We start from the raw sequence: 20400 nt of genomic DNA on the forward strand, positions 1-20400 counted from the left end.
CGAATACCTAATATTTTCTAGCAGTTGCAAGTTTTTCTTTTTTAACTTGGTATGCTTCTTGAATCGCTGGTTTTTCTGATACTTCAGCAACACCGACATTCCACCAACTACCATCGTAACCAGCAGTCATTGTTTTAGGAAGAACATTTATTTCAATCAATGTCGATTGCATTTGGTTTTTCGCGTCGACAATCGCCTGTTTTAGTTCTTCAATCGAATGGACTTGATACGCTTTGGCACCATATCCTTCAGCGATTTTAGCATAATTGATATTCATAATTTCGCCTTTTGTATTTCTAAATTCCGTCCCTTGACTTATGCCGCCATTCTCCATTTGCAGATTATTAATGCATCCGAACCCAGAATTATTGAACAGAACAATATTGATTTTTTTGTCATATTGTAATGCAGAGACCAGTTCGCTATGCAACATCAAAAAACTACCGTCACCGACTAATGCGTAAACCTCTTGATTAGGATTAGCAAGCCGTACCCCCATTGCACCAGCAATTTCATAGCCCATACAAGAATAGCCATACTCTAAATGATAAGTATTTTCCTTTACAGGATTCCACAATCGTTGCATATCGCCTGGCAATGACCCTGCCGAACCAATCACAATCGCATCATCTTCGACAAAATCATTCAGATGAACGAAAACCTCTGTTTGTGTCAGAGTTGTATTCAAAGAATCAGCATAATCATTTAAAATATTCTGTGTAAAGTGGTTTTTGATTTCCGGATCAAAACCTTTCCGTTTAAAATGAGTTGTTTTTAATCGTTCCCGCTCTTTCACCCATTCGTTCTTCAGTTCAGTGATTTTTTCACCATAAGCCGTTCGATATCCTTCTATCATTGGCAGAATTCCTTCTAAGGTTGCTCGAGCATCTCCCACAATTTGAAACGCTTCCATTTTGTAAGTCTGTGGTCGACTTACGTTAATATTTATCATTTTTGATTGTTCAAAATTAAAAATACTTTTTGATGCAGTGGTAAAATCCGTATAACGCGTGCCAATTCCAATAATCAAATCCGCTTGCTGAACAGCTTTATTAGCAGCCGAGGTACCTAAAATTCCCAAGCCTCCAAGATTATTTTCAAATTCCCATGAAACAGTTGATTTACCAGCATGTGTTTCAACCAAAGGTATCTGATGAACTTGAGAAATTTTCTGAAGGCTCTCACCTGCTTCTGAATACTTGCAGCCGCCCCCCACAATAATTACTGGGTGTTTACTATCCTTTATCAAGTGACTAGCTGTTTCAAGCTCACGAATTGTCGGCATCCGTCGATCGATATAATGAACTCTTTTTCTAAAAAACTCTACTGGATAATCATAGGCTTCTGACTCAACATCTTGTGGCAAACAAATGGTGGCAGGTCCTGTAGTTGCAGGATTGGTCATAACTTCAAATGCCCGTAGCAATGCTGACATCAGCTGTTCTGGCCGATTAATACGATCCCAATAGCGAGAAACCGCTTGGAAAGCATCGTTGGTAGAAAAGGTTACACTTGATTCATGTTCCAACTGCTGTAATACGGGATCTGGTTGCCGAGTAGCAAACGTATCTGCTGGCAGAAACAATACAGGTATATTATTAGCGAAAGCCGTTCCAGCAGCAGTCAATAAATTAGCAGAACCTGGACCAGCAGACGCTGAAACTGCGAATATTTTCTTACGTAAACTTTGTCTAGCAAAAGCGATAGCAGCATGAGCCATCCCTTGTTCGTTTTTTCCACTGTAACTTTTTAAATGTCCCGGATCTTGTTCCAACGCTTGACCAATCCCTAAAACATTCCCATGACCATATACATGAAAGATTCCTTCCACATAAGGTGTTTCTTTTCCATCAATGCTGATATATTGTTGATTCAAAAATTTTAATAATGCTTGTGCTGTCGTTAAACGAATCGTCTTTTCCATTTTATCCACCTTAAATCCTAGCGATCATTTCGCCGTATATTTCCTTCTCCAGTTTAATGAACTCTTTTACTTCTTGCGTCGTTGGTAAAGAATCTGAGCAATTGTTACTTTTGACCATCATCGAAGCTTCCGCTGAGCCAAACTCCAAGCAATCGATAATTTCCCAACCTTCAAATAAACCATATAAAAATCCAGCTGCATAGCCATCACCGCCACCAAATCCCTTGCGTGCCTCCACTGGAAATGGTTTAATTGAAAACTGTTGTTGATCTGCTGTATAAGCTGTTGAGCCTTTCATCCCGTGTTTAATAACGACTATTTGAGCGCCACAATTATGCCAAAAAACAGCGCTTTCATTATCTGTCATATTTGGTTGAATCAATCTTTCAGTTAAATCAAATTCTTCTCTCGAGCCCATAATAATATCTGATTCTTTCGCAACTATTGAATAATAAATAGCGATTTCATCCACATTTTTCCAATTGTATTCTCGATAGTCGATATCAAAAATAATTTTGACGTTGTTTTTTTTCGCTAACATCACAGCTTTTAACACGGCTTCTCTTGAAGGGCTTTCCGCCAAAGCAGTTCCTGAAATTAATAAGGCTTTTGAACGTTTCAAATAATCTTCATCGATATCTTCGACACTTAGTTGTAAATCCGCAGCTTGGTTCCGATACATTAAAATGCTACTTTCTTTAGGTGATAGCATTTCTGTAAAAGTCAGACCCAACTTTTCGCCATGCTGTGCTTTACTTATCTGAGAAGTATCAATGCCTTGCTCATTAAAGTAATCAATAACATATTCTCCGAACTGGTCATCGGATACTTTCCCAATGAAGCCAGCTTTCATCCCATGTTTGGTGATACCCACGGAAATATTTGCAGGAGAACCTCCCACAAACTTTTCAAACATATGAACATTTTTTAAAGGCTTAAATTCTTCTTTAACTTGCTCATTATAGGCAGGGTTAAAATCGATAGCCACTCTACCTAAAAGAACTAGATCAAATTCTTTTGATTGATCAAAGCTAATATAACTCATAGATCCACCTCTTCTTCGTTCTTCTATTATTTACAAACGAATTATAGCACGCTTTCAAAACGCGTGCAACATTAAATTGGCACATTATTTTTGCGTGCATTTTAAAAGAACGCAAAAAAAGAAGCATGAATTGCTTTACAGCAAGATTCACACTTCTTTTAAAGATTATATTTTGTTTTAATAATGATATCTGTAAATAACATCTCTTCTGTTATAAATTTATTATTCTGTAGTTGATTCGCTAATAGTAGCAAAGACCGATAGCCCTGCGTAAAACCATCTTGATCAATTAGAAAATCAACTTGATTTTTTTTCAGCATCTCGATATTTTTCTCAGTTAAATCATAGATAATCACATACGGTCTGTCTTTCCCTGCCCTTTTTTTCAACACACGAGCAATTCCTGCTTGACCTCCTGAAAACACAACGACACCTTTTAAATTAGTATAGTTCTCTAATGTGTCACTTAAAATCTTTTCGACTTCATCGCTCGAATCAAAACTGCTTTGAACACCTGTTAATTTCAATTGTGGAAATGACTGTTTCAATTCTTCAACAAAACCAGCAACTCGTAAACTATTCACACTATTTCCAAAATATCCAGTAATAGCTAGGACATCTCCCTCTCCTTTTGTCAACATTCCTAATAATCCAGCAGCTGTCTTCCCGCTTTTAAAGTTATCCATTCCGACAAAGCACTGACGTTTACTACCAACAATGTCCGAATTGAATGTAATGACCTTAATGCCTTGTTCCGTAAGCTGATTGATTTTTTCCCTAATCGCCACACTATCAACTGGCATGATGGCAATTCCTTTTACACCAAGTTCTAACAAGCGTTCAAGTGCCTGTAACTGCGCCGCTTCATCGACCCCGTCTATTTCCTCTAAAAAGCAATCGATATTTCTTTTTTTTAGATCACCTATAACTGCTTGTAAACCTGATCGAATTGGAATCATAAAAGATGATTTTGCCAATTGTGTCACAACACCTAATTTGATTGCTTCTTCTTTGGCCATCTTTTTTTTCTTCGGAACATAGTTCATTTCTTTCGCTATTGTTTTAATTTTTTCAGCAACCTCAGGATTGATTCGGCCGCGATTATTCAATGCTCGATCCACAGTTCCCCTAGATACTCCTGCTTTTTCAGCAATTTCTTTTATTGTTCCAGCCATTTGTTCTCTCCTTATTTACTTGATTTGCAAAATTATTTTGATTATTTATAAGCTTTCGTATGTATATTCTATCACAATATAAAAAAGCACGCAATTTTGCGTGTTTTATTTTAAAATATAGTTTACTTTAATTTATATTTTAAAAAAAAAGCACCTCAGCTCAGACTGAGGTACTTTTTTAATAAGTTATTTTTTCTGATCATCTTCATCCATTTTCAGAACCGCCATAAAGGCTTCTTGAGGAACTTCCACGGATCCAATTTGTTTCATCCGTTTCTTCCCTTCTTTTTGTTTCTCTAACAATTTACGTTTACGAGAAACATCACCACCATAGCATTTAGCCAGTACGTTTTTGCGTAAGGCTTTAATATCTGAACGCGCCACAATTTTTTGACCAATCGCCGCTTGAACTGGGACTTCAAACTGTTGACGTGGAATTAGTTTTTTCAGTTTCTCAACAATCGCTTTCCCACGCTCAAATGCGAAATCTCGGTGAACAATAAAGCTTAACGCATCCACTTTTTCAGCATTTAATAGAATATCCATTTTCACTAGGCGGCTGGTACGATAGCCAGCCATTTCGTAATCTAAGGATGCATAGCCTTTTGTACTTGATTTCAATTTATCGAAAAAGTCAAACACGATTTCAGATAACGGAATTTCATAAACTACGTTTACACGATAATCGTCTAAGTAATCCATTGTAATGAATTCGCCACGTTTACGTTGTGATAATTCCATTACTGCTCCTACATAATCGTTTGGCACCATGATTTGCGCTTTAACATAAGGTTCTTCCACAGATTCAATCGTTACTGGTTCTGGAAATTCAGCTGGGTTATCAACAACAACGGTTGTTCCGTCTGTTTTATTAACATGATAAATTACAGACGGTGCTGTTGTAATTAACTCTAAATTAAATTCTCGTTCCAAACGTTCCTGAACAACATCCATGTGCAGCAAACCTAAGAAACCACAACGGAAACCAAACCCTAAAGCTTGCGATGTTTCCGGTTCAAATTGTAACGCCGCATCATTTAATTGTAATTTTTCTAATGCTTCCCGTAAATCATTGTAGCGCGACGTATCAATTGGATATAAGCCACAATAAACCATTGGATTCATTTTGCGGTAGCCTGGTAGTGCTTCTGCTGCTGGATTGTCGGCCAAAGTCACTGTATCCCCGACCCGTGTATCTTGAACCGTTTTAATGCTAGCGGTGATATAACCCACATCACCAACCATTAAATAATCACGAGCAATTGGTTTCGGTGAAAAAACGCCGACTTCTGTTACATCAAACGTTTTGCCGTTACTCATCATTTGGATTTTATCCCCAGGACGAACGACACCGTCAATTACACGGATGTTTAAAACGACCCCCCGATAACTATCGTAAATAGAGTCAAAAATCAAAGCCTTTAAAGGAGCCTCAATATCGCCTGATGGAGCTGGTACATACTCCACCACTTGTTCTAAAATATCTTCAATCCCAATCCCTGCTTTGGCACTTGCTAAAACAGCTTCCGATGCATCAATTCCAATTACGTCTTCAATCTCTGTCCGAACACGCTCTGGATCAGCGGCGGGTAAATCAATTTTATTAATAACAGGTAAAATTTCTAAGTCATTATCCAATGCCAAATAGACATTTGCTAGCGTTTGCGCTTCAATTCCTTGCGCCGCATCAACAACTAGAACAGCCCCTTCACAAGCTGCCAAGCTACGAGAAACTTCATAGGTGAAATCGACGTGCCCTGGTGTGTCAATCAAATGGAAAGTATAGGTTTCACCATCTTTAGCTGTATAGTTTAATTCAATTGCGTTTAATTTGATAGTAATGCCGCGTTCTCTCTCTAAATCCATTGAATCAAGTAATTGATCTTGCATTTCTCGACTGCTAACTGTATTTGTTTTTTCCAAAATCCGGTCGGCTAAAGTTGACTTTCCATGGTCAATGTGGGCAATGATCGAGAAATTACGAATTTTCTCTTGTCTTGCTTTCATTTCTTTATTGTTCATTTTTTGCCTCATTTCTTTTAAGAAAAGCTAGCTCCCTGCTAGCTTCATCAATCAATTGTTATATTTTAGTTGCCTTTTTTATCAAATTATCATGTTTAAAGGTCTAGGATAATCAGCACTTTTCATTATACCAATTTTTGAAGAAGATTTAAAGCACTTCCCTTTTATTCTTTTGGTTTCGAAAGGCTAACAGAGTTTCGAAAAATTTGGTATACTAAAAACAGTAAATTTATTGGAGATGGAAAAATGGATGAACAAGAATTTCGAAAGCAACTGACCTTAAAGCCTGTTGAGGAAGAACACATTGATCAATTTAATGAACTTCTTTCCTATGTTTTTCAAGTGACTGAAGCAGATATTGAAGAAAGTGGTTTTGAAAACAAACGCGCATTTATCAAATCAAAACAACCGATTTTAGAACTTTCAAAAGTATTTGGCTGGTTTCACGAAAATCAATTAATTTCACAAATTGCTATCTATCCATGCGAAGTCAATATCCATGGTGCTTTATATAAAATGGGCGGCGTTACTGGTGTCGGTACCTATCCTGAATATGCCAACCACGGTTTAATGAAAGACTTGATTCAAACGGCATTAGAAGAAATGCGCCAAGATAAACAGTGGATTTCTTATCTTTTCCCTTACAACATTCCTTATTACCGACGTAAAGGTTGGGAAATTATGTCCGACAAGTTATCTTTTAAAATTCGGGATACGCAATTACCAAAAACCGTTCCCGTTCCAGGAATGATTGAACGGTTAGCTGTCGATCACCCAGATGTCTTTGATGTCTATGCGCGATTTGCTCGTCAAAATCACGGTGCGCTCATTCGTAGTGCCTTTAACTGGGAAGAATATTGGCGTTTCGAAAACGAGGAAGAACGGACTGCTGCTGTCTATTATGGTGCCAATCAAGAACCTTTAGGAGTACTTTTCTATTGGGTGGCCGATGAGGTATTTCATATTAAGGAAATGTTTTACTTGAACCAAGAAGCCCGAAATGGCTTGTGGAATTTTATTACTGCGCATTTTTCGATGGTTTATTGGGTCAAGGGCGATATCTATAAAAACGAACCATTAGCCTTTCTTTTAGAAGACAGCCAAATTAAAGAAAGCATTGAACCCTATTATATGGCGCGAATTGTTGATGTCAAAGCCTTTTTAGAAAACTTTCCTTTTGAAAGTACAGCTAAGCCCTTCCATTTTGTCGTTAAAGATCCTGTTGCTGAGTGGAATAATGGTATTTTTGGCTTAATTTGGGATGAAAATGATCAAGTGACCATTACGGATGAACCTCTAGGCACCGCCGTTCACTTAGATATTCAAACACTAACTTGTTTAGTCATGAATTACCGACGCCCTTCGTACTTACATCGAATTGAGCGCATTGATACAGATAAAGAAACTTTAAATTCTTTGGAACGGATTTTTCCTGACCAAGAAGCTTATTTCAGTGATTATTTCTAAAACCTTGGATTGGAGACAGACAAATGACAAAAATTTATTTTGCAGGACCTTTATTTTCGCAAGCTGACTTACGTTATAATGCCTATTTAGTCGAACAAATTCGACAATTGGATAAAACAATCGATCTTTATTTACCACAAGAAAATGCGGCGATTAACGACAAATCTGCTTATGCCGATAGCAAAATGATTGCCTTAGCAGATACAGAAAATGTCCTTGCTAGCGATTTATTGGTTGCTTTATTAGACGGTCCAACCATTGATGCGGGCGTAGCTTCCGAAATTGGTGTTGCTTATGCCAAAGGAATCCCGGTGGTTGCCCTTTACACAGACAGCCGCCAACAAGGTGCTGATAATCACCAAAAGCTTGATGCTTTGAACGAAGTCGCTGAAAATCAATTCCATTATTTAAACCTTTATACAGTTGGTTTGATTAAATTGAATGGTCGGGTTGTTTCTTCAGAAGAGGATTTGTTGGAAGAAATTAAGCAACGATTGTCATAATAAAAAAGAACGAGCGAATTCGCTCGTTCTTTTTTTATACTTCTTCTATTGGTTCATTTTCAAAAACTAATTGATTGTCTAATAGACTAATCGTGACTTTTGTTTTTGGCATTACTCGACCAGAAACAATTTCTTTTGCTAATGGTGTTTCGACTTCACGAGTAATGAAACGTTTTAACGGACGAGCTCCATAAGCTGGCTCATACCCATTTTCAGCAATCCATGTTTTAGCTTCATCAGTGATTTCCAACACAATTTCTTGTTGCTCTAAACGATGAGCAAGTTGTGCGGTCATTTTACCAATGATTCCTTTCACATTATCCAAGCTCAATGGTGTAAATAAAATAGTATCATCAATTCTGTTTAAGAACTCTGGTTTAAAGTGTCCTTTTAGAATATTCATGACTTGATTTTCAACTTCTTCTGGAATTGTTCCTTCAGGTGTCACACCTTCCAATAAAAGCTGAGAGCCGATGTTACTTGTCATAATTAAAACTGTATTTTTAAAATCAACGACCCGACCTTTAGAATCTGTCAAACGACCATCATCTAAAACTTGTAATAAGATATTAAAGACATCTGGGTGCGCTTTTTCAATTTCGTCTAATAAGACAATTGTATAAGGGTTTCGACGAACAGCTTCTGTTAACTGGCCACCTTCTTCATAACCAATATAGCCTGGAGGGGCACCAACCAAACGAGACACGGCATGTTTTTCCATGTATTCACTCATGTCAATCCGTACCATATGATCTTCAGAATCAAACAAATCTTCAGCTAAAGCTTTAGCAAGTTCTGTTTTACCAACACCAGTTGGTCCTAGGAAAAGGAACGAACCAAGTGGGCGATTTGGATCTTGTAAGCCTGCTCTTGAACGAATTACCGCATCACTAACAGCATCGACAGCTTCATCTTGACCAATCACACGTTTGTGTAATGTTTCATTCAGTTTCATTAATTTTTCTCGTTCGCCTTCAACTAATTTTGTCACAGGAATGCCAGTTAAACGACCGACCACTTGCGCAATTTCGTTTTCAGTAACCGATTCTTGTACCATTTTGACGTTATCTTTAGCGTTCTTTTCTTCCAATTCTTTCAATTCATGTTCTAATTGTGGAATTGTTCCATGACGCAAAACAGCAGCTCGTTCTAAATCATAATTATTTTCAGCATCTTCTAATTCGTGTTTTGCTTTATCAATCTCTGCACGTTTGTTGGAAACCGCATTAACTTCTTCTTTTTCCGTTTCCCATTGCATTTTCATTGAGTTGGCTTCTTCACGCAAATCTGCTAATTCTTCTTGCAAGTTGGCTAACCGTTTTTTACTTGCATCATCTGATTCTTTTTTCAAGGCCGCTTCTTCAATTTCTAGTTGCATTAACCGACGTGTTACTTGATCGAGCTCTGTTGGCATCGAATTCATTTCCACTCGAATCGTTGCGCTTGCTTCATCGACTAAGTCAATCGCTTTATCTGGTAAGAAACGATCAGTAATATAGCGATCGGATAAAGTAGCGGCAGCAACTAAAGCATTGTCATGAATATTCACGCCGTGGTGAATTTCAAATCGTTCTTTTAAGCCACGCAAAATAGAAATTGTATCTTCTACTGTTGGTTCTTTGACTAATACTTTTTGGAAACGACGTTCTAAGGCTTTATCTTTTTCCATATATTGGCGATATTCATCAAGCGTTGTGGCACCGATTAAATGCAATTCACCACGTGCTAGCATCGGTTTTAATAAATTCCCAGCGTCCATACTGCCTTCAGTTTTACCAGCTCCGACGATATTATGAATTTCATCAATGAATAAAATGATTTTGCCATCACTTTTTTTCACTTCTTTTAAAACAGCTTTTAACCGTTCTTCAAATTCGCCACGGAATTTTGCTCCCGCAATTAAGGCACCCATATCTAAAGAAAAAATGGTTTTATCTTTTAAGTTTTCGGGAACATCTTTACGAACGATTCGTTGTGCTAATCCTTCAACAATCGCTGTTTTACCAACACCTGGTTCACCAATTAAGACTGGATTATTTTTAGTTTTTCTTGATAAAATCCGAATAACGTCACGAATTTCTTCGTCACGACCAATGATTGGATCTTGTTTTCCTGCTTTTACTTGTTGTACTAAGTCAACACCGTATTTTTCTAGTGCTTTATATTGTTCTTCCTGGTTTTGAGAAGTCACACGATCTCCTCCTCTCATCTCTTCAATATTTTTTCTTAACTCTTTTTCCGTAATGCCTTGTTGCATTAAATATTTTGTTAAACGATAATTTTTCAATTTCATTAAAGCTAAAAGTACAATTTCGGTTGATAAAAATTCATCTTGGAATTCTTCTCGAAGTGAATCAGCTTCTTGCAATAAATGGAACAAATTTTGACTTAAATTTTGACCATATTGCACATTACCGCCCGCCACACTTGGATATTCATCTAACGCGTTATCTACTTCTCGTTCAAATGCGTCAACATCTAAACCAGCATCTGTGTAAAAATTACGTCCAAAATGGTTTGGTTGAAGAAAAATTTTCCATAAATGTGCGATATCAATTTCTTGATGTTGCCGTGTCACCGCAACTTTTTGAGCTTCAGCAATCGCCTCTTGAAGCGTGGTTGTCATTTTTTCAATATTCATAAACGATCCCTCCCGTTTATTATTTTGTCTTTTTTATTTTAACATTCTTTACAATTATTATTATCCGACTTTTGATGGATTTCTTCAAAAGTTAAGGTATTTGTAAACCTTATAAATTTATTATACCCCATTGGTCAGTAAAGGTCAATAAATAAATTGACCTTTTTTGACCTTTTTGATAAAAAAAACCTAAAACAACTAAATATCACTGTTTTAGGGCTTTTTCGCAATCACAACTAGTTTGACCAACTCTTTATTGCTTTGATTTATTAAAAATAAAGTTTTAACGTAAGATACTTTTTATCGGCATAGCTAACCAAAATAGCCAAACTGGTTATCGCTAAAAATAATTCGTACTCATAACCACTAAAACCACTTGCCAAACCAAAAGAAAAAATAGCTCCGACTAAAACTGCTATGAATCCTACTGATACCAAAGGAATTAAAAAGCCAATAATCATAAATAATCCACCAATTAATTCAATTGCTGCTACACCATAAACAAAAAGACTTGGCAAACCAATACTAGCAAAAAACGCTAAAGTATCTTCCAATGACGTTACTTTCATCACTCCATGAATTAGCATCGTCACCCCTAGCCAAATTCTAATCACTTGAATGCCTCGCTGTTGTTTATCCATACTTCTCCTCCTTTGTTTGCATTAAATAGTTAATGTAACTATTTAAGTTACATTATAAAGGATAAATCGAAAAAAGTATAGAAAAAAACAAACGTATTTAACAATACGTTTGTTTTTTAATCCTTCAGTTTATAACATTATAAGAGAAAAGCGAGAAGAATCATCCTCCTTCTCGCTTTCTTGTTACCCTAAACCAACACGTTCAAAAATCGTGTCAACATTTTTTAAATGATAATGGTAATCAAAGGCATCATCTAGCTCTTCTTTTGATAAGACAGATGTAATTTTTTCATCCGCATCTAGCAACGGACGGAACGCCGTTTGATGATCCCATGCGTAAGCTGTTTTTGGTTGGACCAGATCATACGCTTCTTCACGTGTCATGCCATGGTCAATCAATTTTAACAAGACACGTTGGCTATAAATTAGTCCATAGGTCGCATCCATGTTACGCTTCATATTTTCTGGGAAGACCGTTAAGTTTTTGACAATATTACCAAAACGATTCAACATGTAATTTAGTAAAATCGTCGTATCGGGAATAATAATCCGTTCAGCAGACGAGTGAGAAATATCTCGTTCATGCCATAAACTCACATTTTCAAAGGCAGTAATGACATGACCACGAATCACACGTGCCAAACCAGTCATATTTTCAGAACCAATTGGATTCCGTTTATGCGGCATTGCCGAAGATCCTTTTTGTCCTTTTGCAAAAAATTCTTCTACTTCACGTGTTTCTGATTTTTGTAGACCACGAATTTCTGTTGCAAATTTTTCAATACTTGTCGCAATTAATGCCATGGCAGAAACATACTCTGCATGTAAATCACGTGGTAAAACTTGTGTCGAAATCTCTTGAGCACGGATCCCCAAATGTTCGCAAACATATTCTTCAACAAATGGTGAAATATTGGCAAAGGTACCTACGGCTCCACTGATTTTACCTGCTTCGACACCTTTGGCTGCATGTTCAAAACGTTCAATGTTGCGTTTCATTTCAGAATACCACAACGCTAATTTCAAACCAAATGTAGTCGGTTCTGCATGAACGCCATGCGTTCTTCCCATCATGACCGTATGTTTATACTCTTTGGCTTTGGCTCCGACAATCTCCGTAAATGTTTGTAAATCTTTCCGTAAAATATCATTCGCCTGTTTCAATAGATAACCATAGGCAGTATCCACAACATCTGTGCTGGTTAACCCATAGTGTACCCATTTTCGCTCTTCACCAAGCGTTTCTGAAACGGCACGAGTAAAAGCGACAACATCATGACGTGTTTCTGCTTCAATTTCTAAAATACGTGCAACATCAAATGATGCATTTTCTCGGATTTTTTGTACATCTTCTTTAGGAATCTCGCCAAGTTCTGCCCAAGCTTCATCCGCCAAAATTTCAACTTCTAGCCATGCCTTGTAGCGGTTCTCATCTGTCCAAATTGCGCCCATTTCGGGTCTTGTATAACGATCAATCATTGTGCCTTATCCCCTCTTTACTCCTCAATTTTTGAAAAATAATTACGACCAAATCTTTGTTTCTTTAATTTCTTCCAGTGTTTCATCGATTTCTTTGGTTAATATAGTAATATGCCCCATCGCTCGTTGCGCTTTTGCTTCACTGTGGCCATAATAGTGGAAATGCCAATCTGGATGTTCATTAATAATGTCCATCGTTTCATAGGCCTCATTTCCAAGCACATTGACCGTGACTGCTTCAGACAACAGTTGAATCGTTGGCATTGACCAATTACATAAGCCACGAATATGCGTATCATATTGGCTAAAAGAACAAGCATCTATTGAAAAATTCCCAGCATCTTCTGGACGAGGTAAAATTTTATTTACATAAATCCCGCCTGTTTCTGTATAAAACATTTCAATTGAAAGGGTGCCGACTAAACCAACTGCTTTAGCAATCACCTTAGCAATTCGTTGCAACTCACCACTGACTTCGTCATCAATTCGGGCTGGTGCAATCGTTTCATGTAGCTTACGCTCTTTTTTAATTGTTTCCACAACTGGAAATGTCGCAAATTCGCCACGACCATTACCAGAAATCAGAACAGATAATTCTTTTTCGTAAGGAATCCAAGCTTCCAAAACACAGGTTCCTTCTCTTAGAAGATTCATGGATGGCGCTAAGTCTGAAGTACTATGTAGTACATAACGACCTTCCCCTCGCGTATTCTTCAAGATACACGGATAACCAATGCCATCAATTGCTTCTTGAATATCAGTCGGACTAACAATCGTTGCATAAGGTGCAATCACAATATTATTATCTTCCAAGAAACTTTTTTCCATTAAGCGATCTTGCGTAATCGCTAAAATGTCTGTTCCTTGCGGTATATTCGCCAAATGTTGAATCGCTGTTAACGCATCAACATCTGCATGTTCAAATTCATACGTAATCACTTGGGCACGTTTTGCCAATTTCTCTAACGCTTCAGGATCATTATATGCTCCTAATAATTGCCAATCGGCAACTTGTGCAGCAGGACAATCAATTTGTGGATCTAGCACACCCACTCGAAACCCCATTTCTCTTGCACTAAGGGCCATCATTTTTGCTAAATGTCCGCCACCAATGATACCAATCACTTGACCAGGTAATAGTGGTTTATCCAAGTTCATCACAACTTTCCATCACAGTTTTATCCTTAAAATCCTTCTGCGGTTTCTCGTCGCAGTCTAGCCTTTAAGAGTGCTCTTTTTACATGATACAAGGAAAAAGGCTCAACTTCAAGTGCCAGCAGTGTTTCCATTAGGTTTTCTCATCAGAATTTATTAACATACTTTAGGATAAAACAGCGGTAACTTACTACTCGTCTCTTTGTAACCAAGCTTTTTTCTCTTTTTCTCTTCAGATTGATGAAAACATTAAATTTTTCTAAACGATGATTAGGTCAAAAAAGTATGAAAGAAAAGCCACCTGACCTTATCTATCATACTTTTTTGAAACTATTCGTTACTTTCTGAGGTTTCTTTTAAACCATTGAATAAAAGATTTAAAATAATTGCGGTAATGCTGCTCATGACAATTCCATTACCAGTAAACATGCTAACAGTTTCTGGTACTTTATTAAAGAGCGTCGGCATAATATTAAAGCCTAAACCAAAGCCAATCGAGATGGCAATAATTAATAAATTTTTGTCATTTGAGTAGTCAACTTTTGACAACATGCGCATTCCTTGGACAGCCACCATTCCAAACATAACCAGCATTCCGCCGCCTAAAACTGGCTCTGGGATAATTTGGGCCATCGCACCAATTTTTGGTAATAAGCCTAAAATAATTAAGAAAAAAGCAGAAAAATAAATTGGTCGACGTGTTTTGATCCCAGATAATTGAACTAACCCGACATTTTGAGAGAAACCTGTATAAGGAAACGTATTAAAAATCCCCCCTAAAATGACGGCTAAACCTTCTGCATGATACCCACGACGTAAATCATCTTCGCCAATTTTCTTCCCTGTAATATCTCCTAAGGCAAAATAAACACCTGTTGATTCAACCATACTAACAATTGAAATAATAATCATCAACACAATAGAAGAAAGATCAAACGTTGGTTTGCCAAAATAAAATGGCTGTGGAAAATGAAACCACGTAGCTTGACCAACAGGAGATAAGTCCACTAATCCCAGAAACGCAGCTAAAATTGTGCCGCCGACTAGGCCGATTAACACGGCAATTGACTTGATAAAGCCACGTCCCCAAACTTGCACAACAATGATTAAGGCAATTGTTACAAATGCGAGGAGCAAGTTTTTAGTATCACCAAAACTTTTGTCCGTTGCTAAGCCGCCACCCATTTTTTCAACAGCAACAGGAATTAAGGTCAAACCAATAACTGTAATGACTGTGCCGGTGACTAAAGGCGGAAATAGACGTTTAATTTTTGAGAAAAATCCTGCAATAAGAACGACAAAAATGCCCGAAGCAATAATTGAACCGTAAATTGCACCAACCCCTTTGTTCGTACCAATCATGATTAAAGGTGCAACTGCTTGAATGGCACAACCTAAAACGACTGGCAAGCCAATCCCAAAAAACTTATTCACCGTTAATTGTAAAAGTGTCGCAACGCCGCACATAAAAATATCGATTGAAATCAAATACGTCATTTGTTGCGAATCAAAATTCAAGCCGGTTCCGATTAATAAAGGTACGGCAACTGCTCCAGCATACATCGCTAATAAATGTTGCAATCCTAAAACGGCGGCTTTCCCATTTGGTGTTTCCGTCTGTTGTGGTGTATTCAATTGTTTTGTTTCCAAGATTATGCATCCTCCTCTAAAAACGTCACCGTTCCTTCACTTAATGAAGCAATACGTGCTAAAGAGACTACATTTAAGCCCATGTCTTCTAATAACTGACGACCATCTTGGAATGATTTTTCAATTACGATACCAATTCCTTCAACCTTTGCACCAGCCTGTTGGCATAATTCTACCAATCCTTTGGCAGCTTGTCCGTTAGCTAAAAAGTCATCAATAATCAACACTTTATCAGCATCAGATAAAAATTTTCTTGAAATGGAAATTTGACTTGTCACTTGTTTTGTAAATGAATAAACTGAAGCCGTTAAAAGCTCTTCATCCATGGTTAAACTTTTTGCCTTACGAGCGAAGATCATTGGCACGCCTAATTTTTGCGCTGCGTATAAGGCAGGAGCGATTCCTGATGCTTCAATTGTAATTACTTTGGTAATGCCTGCTTCTGCGAAAACCTCAGCAAAACGATTACCCATAGCCTCCATTAATTCTGGATCCACTTGGTGCGTAATAAAACTATCTACTTTTAAAACACCTTCACCTAATACACGGCCATCATTTTTAATACGTTCGACTAATTCCTTCACAATATGAACTCCTTTACTTATTTTTCGATAGATGCTTTGTTCTCATCCTGAGGAAAGGACGGTTCGTTAAAAACGAACGAAATAAAACAAAGTGCTATTTATATTCGTGTTCTAACAAAAGAAAAAAGCCCATTTTGCCAAAGCAAAAAAGGGCTATCCGCTCTTCTTCACTTATAGACCAGCATTTACGGTGCTGGGTAGAGACGGTCAACCGTATTTTGACCTTATACAAGCTTCTATGTTTCTCTAGGATAGTACAAAAATCTCTAACTTTCAATGGTTTAACAACTTTTTTTCATTAGAATTTTCAAATAATTGGTTCATTCTTCCATTGTTCCGTAAAAGCGAACATTAAATAGCCAAAAACGCTTTGGCAGGATAGACTGCCAAAGCGTTTTTTATTCTTCATCGGTTGCTTTTTCTTGTTCACGATATTTTTTCATTTTTTTGCTGAATAATTCACCGTTACTAGGGGGCGTATATGTAATAGCATTCGCTCCGGCGATAATGGTTTCATGAATACTCGATTCAGTTGGTCCTCCTGTTGCAATAATCGGTAATTCTGGATACTTGCCACGGAAATAGCGTACGGTGGCTGCAGTGTCTTTTCCTGCACTGATATTAATCATATCCACGCCAGCCGCAAGTTTTTCATCAATTGGCGTATGAATAGAAGTTACTGTACTGATAATAGGAATATCGATTGCTTCATCCACCATTTTAATTGTTTCAATTGGTGTAGGACCATTCAAAACGACACCCATTGAGCCTTGTGCTTCTGCAAATAAACTCATATAAGCAGAACGCATGCCTTGCGTTAAACCGCCGCCGACTCCTGAAAAGACAGGAATATCCGCTGCTTCAATAATGCCTTTTGTAATCGCTGGATGCGGTGTAAAAGGATATACAGCAATCACTGCCTGTGCATCCGTATTGCGGATAATCGCAATATCTGTCGTAAAAATAATTGATTTTATTTTACGGCCAAAAATTTTAATGCCACTGGCTTGCCGAATAATCTCTGGCATTTTTACAATATCTTGTTTCAGCGGCGTCATAATTTCTGGAATCCACTTTTCGCTCATTGTCATCGTTCCTCCATGCTTAACGGTCGTATTTATTTAAATTGTATTCTTCTATTACATGAATGATCTTATCAGCGTATGTAGGATCCGTTGCGTATCCAGCATCTTGAAGCGCTTGTGCAGCCTCTTTATAATTTTTGGCTAACAAGACTTTTTCATATAAATTTGGATCCCAATCGACCCCATCAACAAATAACTTGGTATGATCTCGCATGGATTCTTCCCAATTGTCATAAACTCGAAAATCACCCTGAATCGTAATCCAGACCTCATTGACATACTCTTTTGTTTCTAAATTGACTTTTGGTTGATTGCCATATGCTTTAATCCCAAAAAGATTGTTATATTTCGATGCTAATTGACTTTGTCCAAAATTTGATTCTAAAACTGCTTGCCCCATAATAATACTTGGTAATACCCCGTAAGATTCTTGTAATTCACGTGCATACGGTGTGATTTCAGCAACAAATTCTTCTTTTGAGATGTTTTCATTTTGGCGATTGACTGACTCGCTTTGTCCCTTATCTGAATCAGAAAGGACAGATAACGAAAAGACAAAGGCCAAACCGACGACAACTACGCCTAAGAATAACTTTGGCAAATTCAGCTGCTTTTTTCTTTTTTTCTGATAGTTGCTCACTTCATTAATTCCCCACTTCATCTTTTATTTTCCGATAAAATGTTTCACTATCTTTCACTTTCGTGATTGATTTCATTTGTTACTATAACCGAATAATTGTATCATTTTCACAGAAAATTATCAACTTTCATCACTGCTTACGCTCGTGATTTCAGTACTTGATTCAGTGGTAGCAGTTGAAGAAACTGTACTACTTTCAGAAATTTTAGTGGATGATTTCACTGTTGTTTCAGTTGATGTGTGAACAGATTCTTCAACTGGCTTTTTGCCAAAAAAGACAAAAATTACCGCACCAAACATAATAATCACAGATAAAATCCCAGCAATTGTGTATTTCAAAAGACCATCCTTCCTATTCGTTATTCACCTACGTAAGTATCCATCAGATTTTCATTGACCCAATCTAATAATTCAACTTTTGAACCTTCCAATTGTCGTTGAATCGTAGCTGGTAACCGGAATGTAATAATATCATCAAAACCCCATTCACCATAGGCCAGCGTCACTTTCAAATCAATATAACCAGCAGCAATTTCTTGTTCCTGTTTATTGTTAGGAATCAATTCTACAACGCCCAAATCAGATTGTAACCATTTTTTGGCAATTGTTGTTTTTAACCGTTTATATTCCGAAACAGCTAGGTTGCGTTTTTCCGGAAATAAGATGGTTTGGCGGAGTATTTTTTGAGTCAGCATCCACTCATAATCCGTAAACAAATTCTTAATTTTTTGCATGACTTCATTGTCCAAACCAAATTGGCCTTCTTTCCAAGCTTGCCAATCGGCTGCTTGAATTTGATAAGCGGAGTAAAAATTTTCTTCTGTTTGGTACTGTTCAATAATTGCGTCAACAATAATATCTACATAAACTTGATGCATAATCATTCGCCTCCATTTTCTATTTTACTGAAATTCTCTAAAAAAAGCATCTTTTTATCTCTGGATTTTATCATATTTACAAAATTGTCCTTGTTTTCTAATTTCTCTTGTTTACAGTATAATAAATAATGAAGAAGATTTGAAGAAATTGCATAGATTAGGAGGACTTCTTTTGACAAAAAAATTATATCAATGGGGCATCGTAGGATTAGGTGGGATTGCCCACGAATTTGCTTCAACGTTTAAACAAGAAACTAGCCAACTTGCAGCTGTTGCTTCACGGACATTGACTAAAGCAGAACAATTTGCCGCTGATTATTCAATCCCTAAAGCCTATGGTTCTTATGAAGAATTGCTAGCAGATGAAACGATCGATGTTGTCTATATAGCAGTGCCAAATAAACAACATGCTGAACACATTTTAAAAGCGCTCCAGGCCGGAAAACATGTGTTGTGTGAAAAAGCTATTACGATGAACGCGGCAGAATTAAAACAAGCCTTGGCAGTTGCAGAAAAAAATGACCTTATTTTAGCAGAGGCCATGACTATTTTTAACATGCCACTATACGACGAATTACGTCGCTTGATGGATGCTGGCAAATTTGGTCAGTTAAAAATGATTCAAGCACCATTTGGAAGTTACAAAGAACCCGATCCTAAAAATCGCTTTTTTAATCCTGACTTAGCAGGCGGCGCATTGTTAGATATTGGTACTTATGCGGTTTCGTTTGCTCGTTGGTTTCTCAGCTCACAACCTGACGTTTTAGCTTCTAGCATGGTTCCCTTCTCTACTGGCGTTGATGAACAATCGGTGACATTGCTTCGGAATAAAGAAAATGAGTTGGCTACTATTTCATTAACATTCCAAGCAAAAATGCCAAAGCAAGGAATTGTTGCTTTTGAAGATGCCTATATTACCATTACAGATTATCCACGCGCAGATGAAGCGATTGTTCACTACAACGACGGTACGGTTGAGACCATCGTTTCTGGGTATTCAGCTGAAGCCATGAATTACGAAATCTACAATATGGTTGAAGCAATCAAAGGTACACAACCCAACCGCTCCTTATTTTTCACGACAGAAGTCATTGATATTTTGGACCAGATGCAAAAATTATGGCAGGCGTAAGGGAATCAAAAAGAGCGTGGGACAAAAATCACTTTGGATTTTTGCTCCACGCTCAAAAACTGATACACGGCGAGAACAGAAGCAACCCCTTCGGCTTATTTCTCGGAGTTAAACACTTCTGTCCCGACCTCTTTTTGTTTTACTGCTTAATTATTTTTACTAGTTTGAGATATATCCCTAACAGTATCATAAATACTGCACTAACTCTTAACTCTGTATTATACTCATAAAGCCAAGTAGCTTGTGAAAAGACAAGAAATACTAAAAAAATAATTGGTATACAAAATAATCTATTCTCTTTTTCTGTCAAAAAAATGATTGACAGTGATAATAAAAATAACGGAATAAACATAAATTGTAAAAATATGTTCGATAAGAC

Annotated in this window: 17 protein-coding genes and 1 riboswitch; of the genes, 3 read left to right on the forward strand and 14 right to left on the reverse strand. The window is 37.3% G+C overall.

The features are described 5' to 3' along the window. Positions 1-7 precede the first annotated feature (7 nt). The 4 genes from iolD to lepA form a co-directional block, all read right to left on the reverse strand. The gene (gene iolD, locus IGL48_RS09535; protein WP_002384267.1) at positions 8-1924 is read right to left on the reverse strand and encodes a 3D-(3,5/4)-trihydroxycyclohexane-1,2-dione acylhydrolase (decyclizing); all 1917 of its coding nucleotides are present in this window, start codon (positions 1922-1924) and stop codon (positions 8-10) included. Between the two features lie 10 nt (positions 1925-1934). After that, the gene (gene iolC, locus IGL48_RS09540) at positions 1935-2969 is read right to left on the reverse strand and encodes a 5-dehydro-2-deoxygluconokinase (RefSeq protein WP_002362153.1); all 1035 of its coding nucleotides are present in this window, start codon (positions 2967-2969) and stop codon (positions 1935-1937) included. Positions 2970-3127: 158 nt separating this feature from the next. Beyond that, positions 3128-4144, reverse strand: a complete 1017-nt coding sequence (locus IGL48_RS09545) for a LacI family DNA-binding transcriptional regulator (protein WP_002384266.1) — start codon at positions 4142-4144, stop codon at positions 3128-3130. A 186-nt stretch (positions 4145-4330) separates the two neighbouring features. Then, positions 4331-6166 carry a translation elongation factor 4 gene (lepA, locus tag IGL48_RS09550; protein ID WP_002362155.1) on the reverse strand — a complete coding sequence of 612 codons (1836 nt, stop codon included), beginning with the start codon at positions 6164-6166 and terminating at the stop codon, positions 4331-4333. A gap of 246 nt (positions 6167-6412) precedes the next feature. Here lepA and IGL48_RS09555 point away from each other — a divergent pair, with 246 nt between their 5' ends. After that, positions 6413-7633 (forward strand): GNAT family N-acetyltransferase, encoded by a 1221-nt coding sequence (locus IGL48_RS09555; RefSeq protein ID WP_002356813.1) that lies wholly within the window; start codon positions 6413-6415, stop codon positions 7631-7633. A gap of 23 nt (positions 7634-7656) precedes the next feature. After that, entirely contained in the window at positions 7657-8136 is a 480-nt protein-coding gene (locus tag IGL48_RS09560) for a nucleoside 2-deoxyribosyltransferase (RefSeq protein ID WP_002362157.1), read from the forward strand. A gap of 34 nt (positions 8137-8170) precedes the next feature. On the opposite strand, the gene clpB is transcribed toward IGL48_RS09560, so the two are convergent. The 10 genes from clpB to IGL48_RS09610 all read right to left on the reverse strand — a co-directional run bounded on the left by clpB (position 8171) and on the right by IGL48_RS09610 (position 18895). Further along, positions 8171-10777: an ATP-dependent chaperone ClpB gene (clpB, locus tag IGL48_RS09565; protein WP_002362158.1), complete on the reverse strand. Its 2607-nt coding sequence runs from the start codon at positions 10775-10777 to the stop codon at positions 8171-8173. Between the two features lie 269 nt (positions 10778-11046). Then, positions 11047-11418 (reverse strand): DoxX family protein, encoded by a 372-nt coding sequence (locus IGL48_RS09570; protein WP_002359784.1) that lies wholly within the window; start codon positions 11416-11418, stop codon positions 11047-11049. Between the two features lie 183 nt (positions 11419-11601). Next, positions 11602-12897: an adenylosuccinate lyase gene (gene purB / locus IGL48_RS09575; protein ID WP_002356808.1), complete on the reverse strand. Its 1296-nt coding sequence runs from the start codon at positions 12895-12897 to the stop codon at positions 11602-11604. 42 nt (positions 12898-12939) lie between these two features. After that, the gene (gene purK / locus IGL48_RS09580) at positions 12940-14055 is read right to left on the reverse strand and encodes a 5-(carboxyamino)imidazole ribonucleotide synthase (protein WP_002384262.1); all 1116 of its coding nucleotides are present in this window, start codon (positions 14053-14055) and stop codon (positions 12940-12942) included. A 327-nt stretch (positions 14056-14382) separates the two neighbouring features. Next, positions 14383-15702 carry a nucleobase:cation symporter-2 family protein gene (locus tag IGL48_RS09585; protein ID WP_048949331.1) on the reverse strand — a complete coding sequence of 440 codons (1320 nt, stop codon included), beginning with the start codon at positions 15700-15702 and terminating at the stop codon, positions 14383-14385. A 2-nt stretch (positions 15703-15704) separates the two neighbouring features. Continuing rightward, a complete protein-coding gene (locus tag IGL48_RS09590; RefSeq protein WP_002356804.1) occupies positions 15705-16286 on the reverse strand; it encodes a xanthine phosphoribosyltransferase in 582 nt (193 codons plus the stop codon). Between the two features lie 154 nt (positions 16287-16440). Beyond that, positions 16441-16538: riboswitch (purine riboswitch) on the reverse strand. A 146-nt stretch (positions 16539-16684) separates the two neighbouring features. After that, complete coding sequence (locus IGL48_RS09595; protein WP_002356802.1) at positions 16685-17371, reverse strand: hydrolase; 687 nt, start codon at positions 17369-17371, stop codon at positions 16685-16687. A 19-nt stretch (positions 17372-17390) separates the two neighbouring features. Next, positions 17391-18032: a glycoside hydrolase family 73 protein gene (locus IGL48_RS09600; RefSeq protein WP_002366997.1), complete on the reverse strand. Its 642-nt coding sequence runs from the start codon at positions 18030-18032 to the stop codon at positions 17391-17393. A 99-nt stretch (positions 18033-18131) separates the two neighbouring features. Beyond that, positions 18132-18311, reverse strand: a complete 180-nt coding sequence (locus IGL48_RS09605) for a hypothetical protein (RefSeq protein WP_002384259.1) — start codon at positions 18309-18311, stop codon at positions 18132-18134. Positions 18312-18370: 59 nt separating this feature from the next. Further along, on the reverse strand, positions 18371-18895 hold the full coding sequence (locus IGL48_RS09610; RefSeq protein WP_002382789.1) for a hypothetical protein: 525 nt from the start codon (positions 18893-18895) through the stop codon (positions 18371-18373). A gap of 166 nt (positions 18896-19061) precedes the next feature. Between IGL48_RS09610 and IGL48_RS09615 the strand changes: the two genes are divergently transcribed. Beyond that, positions 19062-20021, forward strand: a complete 960-nt coding sequence (locus IGL48_RS09615; RefSeq protein ID WP_002384258.1) for a Gfo/Idh/MocA family protein — start codon at positions 19062-19064, stop codon at positions 20019-20021. Positions 20022-20400: the final 379 nt, after the last annotated feature.

Source organism: Enterococcus sp. DIV1090, from assembly GCF_050537975.1.
Classification (GTDB): domain Bacteria; phylum Bacillota; class Bacilli; order Lactobacillales; family Enterococcaceae; genus Enterococcus; species Enterococcus faecalis.